This window comes from Polaromonas sp. P4_F4 (assembly GCF_056401355.1).
Genome location: NZ_JBFUJO010000014.1, coordinates 16,353 through 30,939, shown reverse-complemented (window position 1 = coordinate 30,939; position 14,587 = coordinate 16,353). Strand labels below are relative to the sequence as shown.

General features: G+C 61.8%; 16 protein-coding genes. 14 read left to right on the top strand and 2 right to left on the bottom strand.

What is annotated here, in order from left to right:
- Positions 1 to 4: 4 nt before the first annotated feature.
- Entirely contained in the window at positions 5 to 910 is a 906-nt protein-coding gene (locus AC1DUR_RS15395) for a LysR family transcriptional regulator (protein ID WP_477721731.1), read from the bottom strand.
- A gap of 165 nt (positions 911 to 1,075) precedes the next feature.
- Here AC1DUR_RS15395 and AC1DUR_RS15390 point away from each other — a divergent pair, with 165 nt between their 5' ends.
- The 12 genes from AC1DUR_RS15390 to maiA are packed head-to-tail and all read left to right on the top strand — an operon-like array spanning position 1,076 to position 11,435.
- Positions 1,076 to 2,059 carry a 2Fe-2S iron-sulfur cluster-binding protein gene (locus AC1DUR_RS15390; protein ID WP_477721730.1) on the top strand — a complete coding sequence of 328 codons (984 nt, stop codon included), beginning with the start codon at positions 1,076 to 1,078 and terminating at the stop codon, positions 2,057 to 2,059.
- A gap of 19 nt (positions 2,060 to 2,078) precedes the next feature.
- Positions 2,079 to 3,125: a gentisate 1,2-dioxygenase gene (gene gtdA, locus AC1DUR_RS15385; protein WP_477721729.1), complete on the top strand. Its 1,047-nt coding sequence runs from the start codon at positions 2,079 to 2,081 to the stop codon at positions 3,123 to 3,125.
- 42 nt (positions 3,126 to 3,167) lie between these two features.
- Positions 3,168 to 3,863, top strand: coding sequence for a fumarylacetoacetate hydrolase family protein (locus AC1DUR_RS15380; protein WP_477721728.1), 696 nt, complete (start codon positions 3,168 to 3,170; stop codon positions 3,861 to 3,863).
- 59 nt (positions 3,864 to 3,922) lie between these two features.
- The gene (locus AC1DUR_RS15375; protein WP_477721727.1) at positions 3,923 to 5,200 is read left to right on the top strand and encodes an aromatic ring-hydroxylating dioxygenase subunit alpha; all 1,278 of its coding nucleotides are present in this window, start codon (positions 3,923 to 3,925) and stop codon (positions 5,198 to 5,200) included.
- Positions 5,201 to 5,255: 55 nt separating this feature from the next.
- Complete coding sequence (locus AC1DUR_RS15370) at positions 5,256 to 5,744, top strand: aromatic-ring-hydroxylating dioxygenase subunit beta (RefSeq protein WP_477721726.1); 489 nt, start codon at positions 5,256 to 5,258, stop codon at positions 5,742 to 5,744.
- A gap of 3 nt (positions 5,745 to 5,747) precedes the next feature.
- Positions 5,748 to 6,068 (top strand): non-heme iron oxygenase ferredoxin subunit, encoded by a 321-nt coding sequence (locus AC1DUR_RS15365; protein WP_477719837.1) that lies wholly within the window; start codon positions 5,748 to 5,750, stop codon positions 6,066 to 6,068.
- 57 nt (positions 6,069 to 6,125) lie between these two features.
- Positions 6,126 to 7,310, top strand: a complete 1,185-nt coding sequence (locus AC1DUR_RS15360; RefSeq protein WP_477719836.1) for an ABC transporter substrate-binding protein — start codon at positions 6,126 to 6,128, stop codon at positions 7,308 to 7,310.
- A 4-nt stretch (positions 7,311 to 7,314) separates the two neighbouring features.
- Positions 7,315 to 8,232, top strand: coding sequence for a branched-chain amino acid ABC transporter permease (locus AC1DUR_RS15355; RefSeq protein ID WP_477719835.1), 918 nt, complete (start codon positions 7,315 to 7,317; stop codon positions 8,230 to 8,232).
- Positions 8,233 to 8,243: 11 nt separating this feature from the next.
- Complete coding sequence (locus AC1DUR_RS15350; protein ID WP_477719834.1) at positions 8,244 to 9,296, top strand: branched-chain amino acid ABC transporter permease; 1,053 nt, start codon at positions 8,244 to 8,246, stop codon at positions 9,294 to 9,296.
- Complete coding sequence (locus AC1DUR_RS15345) at positions 9,296 to 10,051, top strand: ABC transporter ATP-binding protein (RefSeq protein WP_477719833.1); 756 nt, start codon at positions 9,296 to 9,298, stop codon at positions 10,049 to 10,051. The genes AC1DUR_RS15350 and AC1DUR_RS15345 overlap by 1 nt, the downstream gene beginning before the upstream one ends.
- 19 nt (positions 10,052 to 10,070) lie before the next feature.
- A complete protein-coding gene (locus AC1DUR_RS15340) occupies positions 10,071 to 10,784 on the top strand; it encodes an ABC transporter ATP-binding protein (protein ID WP_477719832.1) in 714 nt (237 codons plus the stop codon).
- Complete coding sequence (gene maiA / locus AC1DUR_RS15335; protein ID WP_477719831.1) at positions 10,785 to 11,435, top strand: maleylacetoacetate isomerase; 651 nt, start codon at positions 10,785 to 10,787, stop codon at positions 11,433 to 11,435.
- An 18-nt stretch (positions 11,436 to 11,453) separates the two neighbouring features.
- On the opposite strand, the gene AC1DUR_RS15330 is transcribed toward maiA, so the two are convergent.
- Positions 11,454 to 12,134 (bottom strand): TetR/AcrR family transcriptional regulator, encoded by a 681-nt coding sequence (locus tag AC1DUR_RS15330; protein ID WP_477719830.1) that lies wholly within the window; start codon positions 12,132 to 12,134, stop codon positions 11,454 to 11,456.
- 156 nt (positions 12,135 to 12,290) lie between these two features.
- Here AC1DUR_RS15330 and AC1DUR_RS15325 point away from each other — a divergent pair, with 156 nt between their 5' ends.
- Entirely contained in the window at positions 12,291 to 13,370 is a 1,080-nt protein-coding gene (locus tag AC1DUR_RS15325; protein WP_477719829.1) for a Rieske 2Fe-2S domain-containing protein, read from the top strand.
- Between the two features lie 36 nt (positions 13,371 to 13,406).
- A complete protein-coding gene (locus AC1DUR_RS15320) occupies positions 13,407 to 14,582 on the top strand; it encodes an ABC transporter substrate-binding protein (protein ID WP_477719828.1) in 1,176 nt (391 codons plus the stop codon).
- Positions 14,583 to 14,587 lie beyond the last annotated feature (5 nt).

Here is a 14,587-nt window from a genome sequence, read left to right as displayed (position 1 = left end):
CTGACTACCCATCCGCATGCATGTTGAAGATGAGGCTCCGCAACCACTGATTGGCGGGGTCTTTGTGGTACTTGGCATGCCAGAACAGATTGATGGCAATCTGCGGAAGCTTGATGGGGTGTGCGACGTATTTCAGGTTGAAAGGTGTTGCCATCCGTTCTGCGAGGCGTTCCGGCACGGTGGCCACAAGTTCTGTTGACTGAAGAATGTGACCCACCGCCACAAAATGCGGTACGGTCAATCTCACCTTCCGCTGTGGTGAATTTTTGTCCAGTATTTCATCGACGATCCCGTGGCCTGTACCTGCCGAAACAATCGCGACATGGTCCGCCGCAAAAAAATCCGACGGCAGGATTTTTTTCTTGTCCAGCGGGTGCCCCTGCCTGAACATGCAGACATATTGCTGAGTGAACAATCGCTGCTGGAAGAAGCCTGCCTTGAGTTGGGGCAGCAGTCCGATGGCCAGATCGACATGGCCTGCCTCCATGGAGTCCTTCAGGTTAACGCTGGTATTGCGTACTGTGCTGATCGACACGGCCGGCGCCACCTTCTGGATCCTTTCCATCAAAAGGGGCAGGAAGTAGATTTCGCCGATGTCGGTCATCCCGATGGAGAAGGTCCGCTTGCTGGTGGCAGGGTCGAATGAGTTCCTGGCGTTGACCGCGCCGTGGATCATGCCCAACGCGTAGCCTATCGATTCGGCCAACTGGTCGGCGAAGGGTGTGGGCTGCATGCCACTGGACGTGCGCAGGAAAAGTTCGTCGCCAAAAAGCTTGCGCAGGCGCGCCAGCGCGTTGCTGACAGCGGGTTGCCCGAGGCCGAGGTTCTCGGCGACTTTCGAGACTTTTCTTTCGGTCAACAACTGGTTGAAGATGACCAGCAAGTTCAGGTCGATGTCCTGGAGTTCCATCTGCGTCTCCGATCTACGTTCTGCACATGATTATTGATTTAAATGATATCAAACATTGATGTCATTGTATTGACTGATTATGCCCCGCGACTGAAGATCACCGCCATAGCAACCACGGTTTCCGCCGTCGTCGCAAAAAGCAATTTCTCCACGAGACAAGACCTGATGGAAATTTTTGTACGCCCCCTCCAGCGCACGCTGAGCGTTACCGCCGGCGTCAATTTGCTGGACGCCCTGCGCGCAAACGACGTGCCGGTGTCGTACAGCTGCATGGCCGGGCGTTGCGGCACCTGCCGCTGCAAGGTTGTCGAGGGGCATGTGCTCGACTCGGGCCGAGAAGCGCAGCGCCCGCTGGTGACTGAAGACCGTTATGTGCTGGCGTGCCAGACCTTTCTGACCGAATCCTGCACTGTCGAAATCCCCGAACCTGACGAGGTCGTGGTACATGCGGCAAAAATCGTCAAAGCCACTGTCGTGGCGGTAGAAGACCAGACCCACGACATCAAGCGAATCCGCCTGAAGGCCGCCAAGCCTCTCGGGTTTTCACCCGGCCAGTACGCGCAGCTTCAGTTCACGCCTGACCACATCCGGCCCTATTCGATGGCTGGCCTGTGTGCGGAGGATGAGCTGGAATTCCATGTGCGCCTGGTCCCCGATGGCCGTGTCACCGGCTACATCGCCAACACGCTGAAGGTTGGCGACGCGGTGCGCGTCAGCGGCCCGCTGGGCTCGGCCTACCTGCGTCGCAAGCATGAGGGGCCGATGCTGTGCGTGGCTGGCGGCACTGGCCTCGCGCCTATCCTGTCCATCATCCGCGGCGTCATTGCCGAAGGTATGCGCAACAGCATCCATCTCTATTTCGGTGTTCGCTCGGAACGCGACATCTATGGCCGCGAATGGCTGGCAGAGCTTCAGCGCCAGCATCCGCAACTGCATGTGCACGTCGTGGTCACGTCTGGCCAGGCGCCCGGGTGCCGCACCGGCCTGGTCACAGAAGCCATCGCCCAGGACTGGTCCAGCCTCGAAGGCGTTCGCGCCTACCTCTGCGGCGCGCCGCCCATGGTTGAGGCCACCACCTTGCTGGTGCGCCAGATGGGCGTGCTCGCCGAACAAATTTATGCCGACGCGTTTTATGCCAGCGGCACTTGACCAATCAACAGGAATCGCCATGAACGCCAGAAATCTAGACCTCGAATCCCAGCTGAGCCGCAAAGCCTATTACGACCGCATTGGCGTCGACAACATGACGCCGCTCTGGGAAGTGCTGGGCGCGCTGGTGCCGCACTCGCCCAAGTCGCCGGCGGTTTCGCATCTGTGGAAGTACGCCGACGTGCGCGACCGTGTGATGGAGGCTGGCACGCTGATCAGCGCGGCCGAGGCTGAGCGCCGCGTGCTCATCCTGGAAAACCCCGCGCTGCGCGGCCAGTCCTGCATCACGCAGTCGCTGTATGCCGGCCTGCAACTCATCATGCCGGGCGAAGTGGCGCCGGCCCACCGCCACACGCAGTCCGCGTTGCGGCTGGTGCTGGACGGAGAGGGCGCCTACACCGCGGTGGATGGCGAACGCACAACGATGCGCCGCGGCGACTTCATCATCACGCCGGCCTGGACCTGGCACGACCACGGCAACCTGGGCGACCAGCCGGTGGTATGGCTCGACGGCCTGGACATTCCCATCGTGCGCTTCCTCGATGCCGGATTTGCGGAGAAAAGCGACAGCGACTACCAGGCCGTCGTCCGGCCGGAAGGCGATGCGCTGGCGCGTTACGGCTCCAATATGGTCCCGGTCGATTTCTACCAGCAGCCGGCCGAGCCGACCAAGGTGTTTGTTTATCCATGGGAGCGCACACTGGCCTCACTGCAAGCCATAGCCGCCGGTACGCCCGATGCGCACTTCGGCCACAAGCAGCGCTACATCAACCCGGCTACCGGCCGCTCGCCGATGCCGACAATCGCGGCATTCTCCCAGCTGATTCCCGCAGGCTTCGAGACGCGGCCTTATCGCTGCACCGACGGCACGGTGTACGTGTGCCTGAGCGGCAGCGCCGAAGCGACTGTCGAAGGCAAGACCGTTCGCCTCGATGAAAACGACGTGCTGGTGGTGCCGTCCTGGCACAGCCACCAGTTCCGCGCCGGTCCCGAGACCGTGCTCTTCAGCTATTCAGACCGACCCGTGCAGCAGGCCCTCGGCCTGTGGCGCGAACACCGCGCCTGAAAACTCTTCAACTCTGCGACAAAACACAATCACATCCATCACATGAACTACGCCATCGAACCCGCCACCATCCCCACGCTCGCCATAGCAGGCATCAGCGAACGTTTCCCCGTCAACCGGATCTTTTGCGTGGGCCGAAACTACGCCGCACATGCGCGCGAGATGGGCAAAGACCCTGATCGCGACCCACCGTTCTTTTTCATGAAGCCGGCCAACGCGGCTGTTGATGCGTCGTCGCCCGTCGGCATTCCCTATCCGCCGAAGACGAAGAACTTCCACCACGAAATTGAACTCGTCGTCGCCATCGGCAAGGGCGGCCGCGACATCGCTGTGGCCGATGCGCTGGACCACGTCTACGGCTACGGCGTCGGCCTGGACATGACACGCCGCGACCTGCAACTCGACGCGCGCGACAAGGGCCGTCCCTGGGAGTTCGGCAAGTCCTTCGCGCTGTCGGCGCCCGTCGGCGCGCTGTCACGCGTGGCCGACAGCGGCCATGTGGTTGAAGGCGCCATCAGCGTCACCGTCAATGGCGACGCGCGTCAGTCGTCGGACATTGCCAAGCTGATCTGGTCGGTTTCGGAATGCATCGCCTACCTGTCCGAATACGAAACGCTGGAGCCCGGCGACATCATCATGACCGGCACCCCCGAGGGCGTGAACGCCGTGGTTGCGGGCGATGTGATGCAGGGCGACATCGCGGGCCTGGCCGGCATCACGGTCGCGGTGAAGGCCTGATACGCAGGCGCGGAAAAACGAAAAACGGACAACGGAAAACGGAAACCAAGGAGACAGCGATGACTGCATCGACCACCGCATCCACCGGAACCTTTCCCATCAAGATCCATTGGGAATCCGAGGGCACCAGCCGGATTCCCTTCATGGCTTACACCGACCCGGACCAGCACAAGAAAGAGCTTGAACGCTTCTTCTACACCAAACACTGGAACTACGTCGGCCTTGATGCCGAGATCCCCAATGCCGGCGACTTCAAGCGCACGGTGGTCGGAGAGCGCTCGGTGATCATGGTGCGCGATGCCGACGGCGGCATCAGTGTGGTGGAGAACGTTTGCGCTCACCGCGGCATGCAGTTCTGCCGAGAACGCCATGGCAACAAAAAAGAGTTTGTCTGCCCGTACCACCAGTGGAGCTACACGCTGAAAGGCGATCTGCAGGGGGTGCCGTTTCGCCGCGGCGTCAAGCAGGACGGCAAGGTCAACGGCGGCATGCCGGCGGACTTCAAGACCACCGACCATGGCCTCAACAAGCTCAAGGTCGCGACGCGCGGCGGCGTGGTGTTTGCCAGTTTCGACCACGACATTGAATCGCTCGAAGACTTCCTGGGACCGGTCATCCTTGCTTATTTCGACCGACTCTTCGACGGCCGCGAGCTGAAGATCCTGGGCTACAACCGCCAGCGTATTCCGGGCAACTGGAAGCTGATGCAGGAGAACATCAAGGACCCGTACCACCCCGGCCTGCTGCACACCTGGTTTGTCACCTTCGGCCTCTGGCGCGCTGACAACAAGTCCGAACTGAAAATGGATGCACGCCACCGCCACGCGGCCATGATTTCCACGCGTGGACAGTCGGGCAAGGCCGATCAGGTCACCCAGGTGTCCAGCTTCAAGGAGAGCATGGAGCTCAACGACCCGCGCTTCCTCGATATCGTGCCCGAGCCCTGGTGGGGCGGCCCGACTGCGGTGATGATGACGCTTTTCCCCAGCGTCATCCTGCAGCAGCAGGTCAACAGCGTGTCGACGCGCCACATCCAGCCCGACGGCCACGGCTCCTTCGATTTCGTGTGGACGCATTTCGGCTTCGCGGACGACACGGAAGAGATGACGCAGCGCCGCTTGCGCCAGGCCAACCTGTTCGGCCCGGCCGGCTTCGTGTCGGCCGACGACGGCGAGGTGATCGAGTTCTCGCAGCAAGGCTTTGAGCAAAAGCCTTACCACCGCACCCTGGCCGAATTGGGCGGACGCACGGTCGAGGACACCGACCACATGGTCACCGAAACACTGATACGCGGCATGTACCAATACTGGCGCGAAGTTATGGAGGCCGACGAATGAACCGCCGGACTGCTCCCGGGGCGCATGCCGCAGCGCATAACACGGAGGTTATCCAATGAGTACTGTCGTCAACATTAATTTCGAAGACTACCTGCAGGTCGCGCAGTTGTATGCCGATTACGCCCGGGCGGTCGATTCGGGCGACTGGGATTTGTGGCCCGAGTTCTTCACCGAAAATTGCACCTACAAGCTGATCCCGCGTGAAAACCACGAACGCGGCTTCCCGCTGGCCACCCTGCTTTTTGAAAGCAAGGGCATGCTGAAAGACCGCGTCTATGGCATCCGCGAGACGCTGTTCCATGACCCCTACTACCAGCGCCACGTCGTCGGCGCGCCGCTGATCCACAAGGCCGGCAACAACCGTTTCGAGGCCGAGGCCAACTACGCGGTCTTTCGTACCAAGCTGTCGCAGGAATCGACCGTCTTCAACGTCGGCCGCTACATCGACGTGATCGAGCGCACGCCGGAAGGTCTGAAGTTCTCGTCGCGCTACTGCGTGTACGACAGCGAAATGATTCCGAATTCCATCATTTACCCGATTTAAACCATGAGCAATTCCAACTGGATTGACGCCACCGAAGAAGACGGTGTGCCCGAAGACGATGTGATCGGCCTGCAGGTCGGCGGCCGGGACATTGCCTTCTACAAGGTTGAAGGCAGTATTTTTGCCACCGACAACATTTGTACCCACGGCCATGCGCGGCTGTGCGACGGCTTTCTTGACGGCTATGAAATTGAATGCCCACTGCATCAAGGCAAGTTCGACGTGCGCAATGGCCGTGGCACCTGTGCGCCGGTCACGGAGGATGTTCGCAGCTACCCCGTGCGCATCGAAGGCGGGCGCGTATTTGTGCAGATGTCTGACTGACCCCGCAGCAGCCCCATCCTTCCCTCACCCTATCTACACAACATGAGACAAGAGAACATGACTACGACACCCACGACTTCCATTCGCCGCACCGCGCTCGCCGCCCTGGCGGGTATGGCACTTGCAGGCGCCAGCCAGCTCGCCGCAGCCGCCACCATCGGCATCATGGCGCCCTTGTCGGGCCCGCAGGCCATCGTGGGTCAGGACCAGGTCGACGGGTTCATGCTGGCAGTCGGGCAACTGGGCGGAAAGCTCGGCGGTCAACCCGCCACCATACTGAAGGAAGACGACCAGCTCAAGCCGGAAATCGGCAGCCAGATCGTGCGCAAGTTCATCGACAAGGACAAGGTCGATGCCATCGTGGGCCTGAGTTTTTCCAACGTGCTGATGGCCAGCCTGCCGCGCATCGTCGAGTCGGGCACCGTGGCCATCGCCACCAATGCCGGCCCGTCACCGTTGGCCGGTGCGGGTTGCAAGGCCAATGTGTTTTCCGCCGCCTGGCAAAACGACGGCGCCGCCGAAGCCATGGGCAAGTTTGCCCAGGACAAGGGCCTGAAAAAGGTCTACCTGATGGCGCCCAACTACCAGGCCGGCAAGGACATGATGACCGGCTTCAAGCGCTACTTCAAGGGCCAGATCGTGGACGAGGTTTACACACAGGTGAACCAGCCCGATTACTCGGCCGAGCTCGCGCAACTGCAGTCAGCCAAGCCCGATGCGGTGTTTGTGTTCTACCCTGGCGGCATGGGCGTCAACTTCATCAAGCAGATGAGCCAGGCCGGCCTGATGGCCAAGGTGCCCCTGTATTCCGTCTTCACTGTTGATGGCACGACCTTGCCGGGCCTGCATGATGCAGCGGTGGGCAGCGTCAGCGGTGCGATGTGGGACGCGGCGCTCGACACGCCGGAGAGCAAGAAATTCGTCGCCGACTTCGAGCGCAAGTACAAACGTACTCCCAGCGAATACGCGGCAACGGCCTACGACGCGGCCAATATTCTGAACATCGCGCTCGGCAAAGCCAAGGCCGGCGATGCCAAGGCGCTTGCCGTCGCAGTCAAGGCGGCCGGCAGTGAGTTCAAGTCGGTGCGCGGCCCGTTCGCGTTCAACAACAACAACCTGCCGGTGCAGAACTACTACGCGTTCGAGACCATCAAGAGCGGCAGCAACGTCGCCGGAAAGCTCGTCGCAACGCCGCTGACCCGGCAGACCGATGCCTACCACGCGCAATGCGCGCTGAAGTGACGCCATGAACAGCACGCTTGTTTTTGCGCAACTGCTCAACGGCCTGCAGTACGGCGTCCTGCTGTTTCTGCTGGCTGCAGGCCTGACGCTGGTCTTCGGCATCATGAGCTTCGTCAACCTGGCGCACGGCTCGCTCTACATGATGGGCGCGTACTTCGCGGCCACGGCCTTCCAGTACACCGGCTCCTTCGGGCTGGCCGTGCTGGCGGCCATGCTGGGCTCGCTGCTGCTGGGCCTGGCGCTGGAGTTCGTCGCCGTCGCGCGCCTGTACCGCCGCGACCACCTCGACCATGTGCTGGCCACCTTCGGCCTGGTGCTGTTCTTCAACGAACTGGTGCGCATCATCTGGGGAGCGCAGCCGGTATTTCTGCAGGTGCCGCAATTCCTCGGCGGCGCCATCGACATCGGCGGCTTCAGCTACCCGGCCTACCGGTTCGCCATCATCATCGTCGGTCTGGCGGTGGCGATAGCTTCCTGGCTGCTGATCAACAAGACCCGCGTGGGCATGCTGATCCGCGCCGGCGCCGTCAACCCTGCGATGGTGGCGGCCCTGGGCGTCAACATTCGCCTGCTCAACGCCATGCTGTTTGCGGTCGGCGCCATGCTCGCGGGCCTGGCCGGCGCGATGGCAGGACCCATCCTGTCGGTGCAGTCCGGCATGGGCGAGTCGGTGCTGATCACCACGCTGGTCGTCATCGTCATCGGCGGCATCGGCTCGGTCACCGGCGCGTTTTATGCGGCGCTCATCGTCGGCATCGTCGACACCATGGGCCGCGTATTTTTGCCCTTCATGCTGCGGCAGGTCACCGAGCGCTCGTTCGCCGATGCCGCCGGCCCGGCGCTGGCCTCCATGCTGGTGTACCTGCTGATGGCGGTGGTGCTGGCGTGGCGGCCGCAAGGTCTTTTTCCGGCGAACAGGTGAAGGTGATGGCGATGACTCCCCTTATTTCACGGCCCAGCGCCTGGGTTCCCCTGCTGGTATTGCTGCTGCTGGCGACCGTTCCCTTGGTGGCGCAGGCCACCGGCCAGCAGTTTTATGTGGCCTTCTTTGCGCGCATCATCATCTACGCGATCGCTGCCTGCGCGCTGAACATCGCGCTGGGTTACGGCGGGCTGGTCAGCTTCGGGCATTCGCTCTTCCTCGGACTGGGGGGCTATGCCGTCGGCCTGGCATCTTTTTATGGGGTCGGCAACGGCTGGGTGCACCTGGCGCTGTGCCTGGGCGTGTGCGGCCTGGTCGCGCTGGTCACGGGCGCCATCAGCCTGCGCACCACCGGCATCGCCTTCATCATGATCACGCTGGCCTTCGCGCAGATGGGTTACTTTCTGTTCGTCAGCCTGAAGAACTACGGCGGCGATGACGGCATGTCCATCGCGCAGACCAGCCGCTTCGGCCCGCTCGATCTGTCGTCCGCGACCAGTGTCTACGTCGTCGCCTTTGTCGTGCTGGTGCTGTCGATCTGGTGGCTCGCCAGGCTGCGCACCGCGCCCTTCGGCATGGTGATCCGCGGCGCCAAACAGAACGCGCGCCGGGTCAATGCCGCCGGCATCCCGGTGCTGCGTTACCAGTTGCTGGCCTATGTGATGTCGGGCATGTTGTGCGGCGTGGCCGGTCTGCTGCTGGCCAACCTCAATGCCTTCGCCTCGCCCAGCACCCTGGCCTGGGCGGTCTCCGGCGAGCTGATCGTCATCGTGGTGATCGGCGGTCTTGGCACGGTGTTCGGCCCCTTGATGGGCGCGCTGGTCTTCCTGGGTCTTGAAGAGGTCCTGAAAGGCTTCACCGATCACTGGATGGTCATCTTCGGCCCGCTCATCGTCATCGTCGCCCTCCTGGGCAAGCGCGGCATCATCGGCCTGCTGCAGCGCTTCGATTCCCGTGGAAAGCAGCCCGCCAAAATCATCTCTACCACTACTACCACGCCCACTACCACGACCACCACCGCAGCGGCTGTGGCGGCGACGGGTGTGGCGAAGGGAGCCCTGTGATGGCCAGCGTACTTCGCACCGACTCCCTCACCAAGCGCTACGGCGCGCTGCTGGTCACCGACGCCGTGTCGCTCGACATCGGCGAGGGCGAGCTCCACGCCATCATCGGCCCCAACGGCGCCGGCAAGACGACGCTGATCAACCAGCTGTCGGGTGAGCTCGCACCGAACAGCGGCAGCGTCTGGTTCAACGGTGCCGATGTGTCCGCGCTGACTATCCACAAACGCGCGGTACGCGGCCTGCTGCGGTCTTATCAGATCACCTCGATTTTTGAGGACTTCAGCGTGCTGGAGAATGCAACGTTTGCGGCGCTCGGCTCGCGCCAGCACGCCTTCAAGTTCTGGGCGCCGATGCTGGCCGGCAAGGAAGCGCGCCAGTTCGCCGAAGAAGCGCTGGAGGCGAGCGGCCTCACGCACCGGCTCCACGTGATGGCCGGCGACCTGGGGTACGGCGAGCGACGCCAGCTGGAGCTCGCGATGAGCCTGGCCGCGGGGCCGAAGTTCCTGCTGCTCGACGAGCCCATGGCCGGCATGAGCGTGCAGGAGTCCGCCGCCGTCGTCGCCCTGCTGCAACGCCTGAAACGCCAGTACACCATCCTGCTGGTCGAGCACGACATGGACGCGGTGTTTGCGCTGGCCGACCGCATCAGCGTGCTGGTCTACGGCAAGATTCTGTTCACCGGAACGCCCGATGAAATCCGCAACCACCCGGAAGTGCGGGCGGTCTACCTCGGCGAAGAAGAGGCCGAAGCATGACGTGCGCGAGGACCCCATCATGAACCCGTTTTTATCCGTCCAAGGCCTGCAGGCTTCCTATGGCCATGCGCAGGCGCTGTTCGATATCTCCTTTGAAGTCGGCGCCGGCGAAGTCGTCACGCTGCTCGGCCGCAACGGCATGGGCCGCTCCACCACCGTCAAGTGCCTGTTCGGCATGCTGCCGGTGGCGGCCGGCAGCGTGCACGTGGCCGGCCATCGCGTCGACCAGTTGCCCTCGCACCGCATCGCGCGCCAGGGCCTGGCGCTGGTGCCCGAGGGCCGGCAGGTTTTCCCCAACCTCTCGGTGGAAGAAAACCTGGTCGCCACCGCCCGCGACGACCAAAAGGGCCGCGGCAAGACCTGGGACCTGGGCCGTGTCTACGCCTTCTTCCCGCGGCTGAAAGAGCGCCGCGGCAACCTGGGGTCGCAGCTGTCGGGGGGCGAGCAGCAGATGCTGGCCATCGGCCGCGCGCTGATGACGAATCCGCGGCTGCTGGTGCTCGATGAGGCCACCGAGGGCCTGGCACCGGTCATCCGCCACGAGATCTGGCGCGCACTGGCCGAGCTCAAGCAGGACGGGCTGTCGCAGATCGTCATCGACAAGAACGTGAAGGCGCTGATGGGTCTGGCTGACCGGCACTTTGTCATTGAAAAGGGATGCGTCGTCTGGCAGGGGACCTCGGACGACCTGCGCGGCCAGCCTGAAATCGTGCACCAATACCTCGGAGTCTGAATGGGCCGTATCCTTCACACCTACTTTCGCAGCTCGGCAGCGTACCGCGTGCGCATCGCGATGAACCTCAAGTGTCTTCAGGCCGAGCATGTGTTCATTCACCTCAACCGCCATGGCGGCGAACAGTTTGGCGACGCGTTTCGCGCCATCAACCCGCAGGCGTTGGTGCCGGTGTTGAGCGAGGAGGGCGTGCAGATCAGTCAGTCACTGGCGATCATGGAATACCTCGACGAGGTTTATCCGCAGGTGCCGCTGCTGCCGCCGTCGCCGGCTGATCGGGCTTTTGTGCGCCAGTTGTCGCTGGGCATTGCCTGCGACATTCACCCGATCAACAACCTGCGGGTGCTGAAGTATCTGACCGGCTCCATGGAGATTTCGGAAGAAAAGAAAAGCGAATGGATCGCACACTGGATCACTTTGGGCCTGGAGGCGATCGAAGCGCAAATTCAGCAGCACGACCGCACCGGCGCTTTCTGTTTTGGCGACACGCCGACAATGGCCGACTGCTGCCTGGTGCCCCAGGTTTTCAGCGCCCAGCGTTTCAATGTTGATTTGTCGGGCTGCCCGACATTGACCGCGATATTCAACACATGCCAGGCACTGCCTGCTTTCGCTGCGGCGGCTCCTGCGCGCCAGCCCGATGCCGAGTGAGGTGCGGCGGCGAGTTCACTACTTCAGCTGCGCCAGCTGCTGGTTCGCCATCGTGATCCATTCCTTGAGGTAGATCTGGTAATGCGCGTCGTCATGTCGCCAGAGACGGTTTAAGCCCATGCCCCGGACGAGGTTCAGGCTCAGGTTCAGCAGCACGCGGGCCCGCTTGGTGGGTACGCCGGCTTTTTTGAATACACCCATCCAGATGTCGTCGCAGGTGACGCGGTAACGCTCCATCACCGGCAGGATCCTGGCCATCAGGTCCGGGTCGGTGCGTGCGACGACGATGCTTTCGAGCGCCGCCAGGAAGGGCCAGTCAAAGTAGACGCTCAGGCAGTCGGTGATGAAGCCTTCAATGGGCTTTTCAGCCGCACCGGCGGTCTGCGCCATGCGCTGTCCCCGCACGATGGCTTCCTCATACACCATGGCCGTCGCCTCGACGACGAGCTCGGCCTTGTTGGCATAGTGGTGCATCAGCGCACCGTTGGATACGCCCGAGGCCTTGGCCACCTCCTTCATCGTCAGGCCGCTGTAGCCATCGCGCAAAAGCACTTGGATGGTGGCGGCCAGCAGCTTCTCCTTGGTGGTGCGGCTGCGGTCCTCCTGGGTGCGACGGACCGCTTTCACGGCCTTCACAGTCGCCGTCTTTTTCGCAGGCTCGAATGCCGGCGATGCGCGTTTGATCTGGGGACTGGCCATCCGGTAAACCTTTTGAGTGTTGATGGGTTCGAAAGCCGTGATTATGGACCCCGTATGCGGGTCAACCCCTAGAAAATTCTTCCGATTAACTTACAAACCGTGCGCTCTGTATGTGAAAATTCAGTCTGAATTTATTCTTTAGCAAAGGAGCCTGGAATGGCCTTCATCAAAAATGCCTGGTACGTGGCCTGCTGGGGCAACGAAGTTAAGTCCGGTGAGATGTTTCACCGAAAACTGCTCAGTGAAATGGTGGTCTTTTACCGCAAGGAAGACGGTACGGCCGTCGCGTTGCAAGACCGTTGCCCGCATCGTTTCATTCCGCTTCACCTCGGGAAAATCGTCGGGGATTCCATCGAATGTGCCTACCACGGCCTTACCTTCGACTGTTCGGGCAAGTGCGTGAAGAACCCGCACGGCGACGGCAAGGTGCCGGCGGCAGCCAAGGTGCGCTCTTATCCGGTCGCCGAAAAGCACGGCATGCTGTGGATCTGGATGGGCAGCCAGGCCGCGGATCCCGTGACCATTCCCGACTACAGCGTGCTCGAGTCCGAAGCTGGCTTTGCCACCAGTCGTGGCTACCTCCACATCGAGGCCAACTACGAACTGATGGGCGAAAACCTGCTTGACCTGAGCCACATCACCTATCTGCATGACGGCTACCTGGGCAGCCCCGAACAGGTTGGCGCCGACCAGGTGCTCAAGGAAGAGGGCGGCAAGATCCACTGCAACCGCTGGATGCCCAACATTTCAGTACCACCCATCTTCGACATGGTGTATCGCCGCGACAGCAAGCCGGTGGACATGTGGACCAACATGACCTGGATTCCGCCAAGCTGCTTTCTGTTGGACTCCGGCGTGCATGAAGTGGGCGGCAAGCGTGAAGACCACGGCTGGTATTACGGCGTGCACATCCTCACACCCGAGTCGGAGAAAACGGTGCACTACCACTTCGCCGCCGCGATGCCGCCGGGCACCCGGATGACGCCCGATGAGGCTGCGAAGTTTTCCGCCCTGCGCCGTCACGCATTTGAGGCCCAGGACAAACCCATCATCAACGCACAACAGGCGGCCATTGGCGACAACGACTTCTGGGAGATGAAGCCGGTGCTGTTGAGTGTGGATGCGGGTCCGGTGCGCATGCGCCGGGCCATCGAACGCATGGTCAAAGTAGACGCCGCCATCGAGACGCCAGCGGTGCCCATCAAGGTGGTTCGAGCTGCACCCGCGAGTGTTTGAAATCACCATTTCACGAATTCATAAACGGAGACAGTGATGAAAAGACAAGTGATTCAATGCCTGGCCGGCGCCGGCCTCATGCTCTCGCTGGTCACCGGCTGGACGCAGACGACGCCGATAAAGATCGGTTTCATGGGGGAGCTGTCAGGCCCCACGGCTGGCGTGGGCCAAGACCAGCTCGATGGCTTCAATTTGCTGCTTGAGCGCAACGGCGGCAAGCTGGGCGGCGTGCCGGTGCAGCTGGTCAAGGAAGACAGCCAGCTCAAGCCGGACGTGGCCAACCAGGCCGCGCGTCGCCTCATTGAAAAAGAAAACGTGCCCATCATCACCGGCGTGTCTTTCTCCAACATCATGATGGCCGTGCACAAGTACGTGACCGACAAGGAAGTCTTTCTGGTTGGGTCGAATGCGGGCCCGTCGCAGATCGCTGGCAGCCAGTGTTCGCCTTACCAGTTCATCACCTCCTGGCAGGGTGACCAGGCGGCGGAGGCCGTGGGCCAGTACGCAAAAGACAAGGGCTATAAAAAAGTCTTTGTGCTGGCGCCCAACTACCAGGCCGGCAAGGACATCGTTGCGGGCTTCAAGCGTTATTACAAGGGGCCGCTGGCAGACGAGGTCTACACCTCGCTGACGCAGATGGATTTTTCGGCCGAGCTGTCGCAGGTCTCTGCAGCCAAGCCTGATGCGGTATTTGCATTCTTCCCCGGTGGTCTGGGCGTGGCGTTTGCCAAGCAGTACGCCCAAGCCGGCATGTCGAAGAACCTGCCTTTGCTGTCGACCTTCATCGCCGACGCGCTGTCGCTGCCGGCCATTGGTGATTCGGCCATCGGGATCGTGAGCGGCGGCTTTTGGGCGCCTGACTTCCAGAACGCCCAGAGCAAACAGTTCGTCGAGGAATTCGAGCGCAAATACAAACGCATACCTTCGAACTACGCAGCGCAGAGCTATGACGCAGCCCAGCTACTGGACTCGGCCATCGGCAAGGTCAAGGGCAATGTCACCGACAAGAAGGCGTTCATGGCCGCGCTGAAAGCGGCCGATTTCAAGTCACTGCGGGGCGACTTCAGGTTTGGCAACAACAACTTTCCCATACAGGGCATGCACATCATGGAAGTAGCCAGGGATGGCAGCGGCCGCCTGAACCTGAAGTCGGTTTCCACGCCGTTCAAGAGCTACCAGGATGCCTACGCGTCCCAATGTCCCCTGAAGTGATGTGC

What these genes read in the sequence shown, in the direction of transcription:
- AC1DUR_RS15395 (WP_477721731.1), bottom strand. Translation starts at nt 910, where the DNA reads ATGGAACTCCAGGACATCGACCTGAACTTGCTGGTCATCTTCAACCAG.
- AC1DUR_RS15390 (WP_477721730.1), top strand. Translation starts at nt 1,076, where the DNA reads ATGGAAATTTTTGTACGCCCCCTCCAGCGCACGCTGAGCGTTACCGCC.
- gtdA (WP_477721729.1), top strand. Translation starts at nt 2,079, where the DNA reads ATGAACGCCAGAAATCTAGACCTCGAATCCCAGCTGAGCCGCAAAGCC.
- AC1DUR_RS15380 (WP_477721728.1), top strand. Translation starts at nt 3,168, where the DNA reads ATGAACTACGCCATCGAACCCGCCACCATCCCCACGCTCGCCATAGCA.
- AC1DUR_RS15375 (WP_477721727.1), top strand. Translation starts at nt 3,923, where the DNA reads ATGACTGCATCGACCACCGCATCCACCGGAACCTTTCCCATCAAGATC.
- AC1DUR_RS15370 (WP_477721726.1), top strand. Translation starts at nt 5,256, where the DNA reads ATGAGTACTGTCGTCAACATTAATTTCGAAGACTACCTGCAGGTCGCG.
- AC1DUR_RS15365 (WP_477719837.1), top strand. Translation starts at nt 5,748, where the DNA reads ATGAGCAATTCCAACTGGATTGACGCCACCGAAGAAGACGGTGTGCCC.
- AC1DUR_RS15360 (WP_477719836.1), top strand. Translation starts at nt 6,126, where the DNA reads ATGACTACGACACCCACGACTTCCATTCGCCGCACCGCGCTCGCCGCC.
- AC1DUR_RS15355 (WP_477719835.1), top strand. Translation starts at nt 7,315, where the DNA reads ATGAACAGCACGCTTGTTTTTGCGCAACTGCTCAACGGCCTGCAGTAC.
- AC1DUR_RS15350 (WP_477719834.1), top strand. Translation starts at nt 8,244, where the DNA reads ATGACTCCCCTTATTTCACGGCCCAGCGCCTGGGTTCCCCTGCTGGTA.
- AC1DUR_RS15345 (WP_477719833.1), top strand. Translation starts at nt 9,296, where the DNA reads ATGGCCAGCGTACTTCGCACCGACTCCCTCACCAAGCGCTACGGCGCG.
- AC1DUR_RS15340 (WP_477719832.1), top strand. Translation starts at nt 10,071, where the DNA reads ATGAACCCGTTTTTATCCGTCCAAGGCCTGCAGGCTTCCTATGGCCAT.
- maiA (WP_477719831.1), top strand. Translation starts at nt 10,785, where the DNA reads ATGGGCCGTATCCTTCACACCTACTTTCGCAGCTCGGCAGCGTACCGC.
- AC1DUR_RS15330 (WP_477719830.1), bottom strand. Translation starts at nt 12,134, where the DNA reads ATGGCCAGTCCCCAGATCAAACGCGCATCGCCGGCATTCGAGCCTGCG.
- AC1DUR_RS15325 (WP_477719829.1), top strand. Translation starts at nt 12,291, where the DNA reads ATGGCCTTCATCAAAAATGCCTGGTACGTGGCCTGCTGGGGCAACGAA.
- AC1DUR_RS15320 (WP_477719828.1), top strand. Translation starts at nt 13,407, where the DNA reads ATGAAAAGACAAGTGATTCAATGCCTGGCCGGCGCCGGCCTCATGCTC.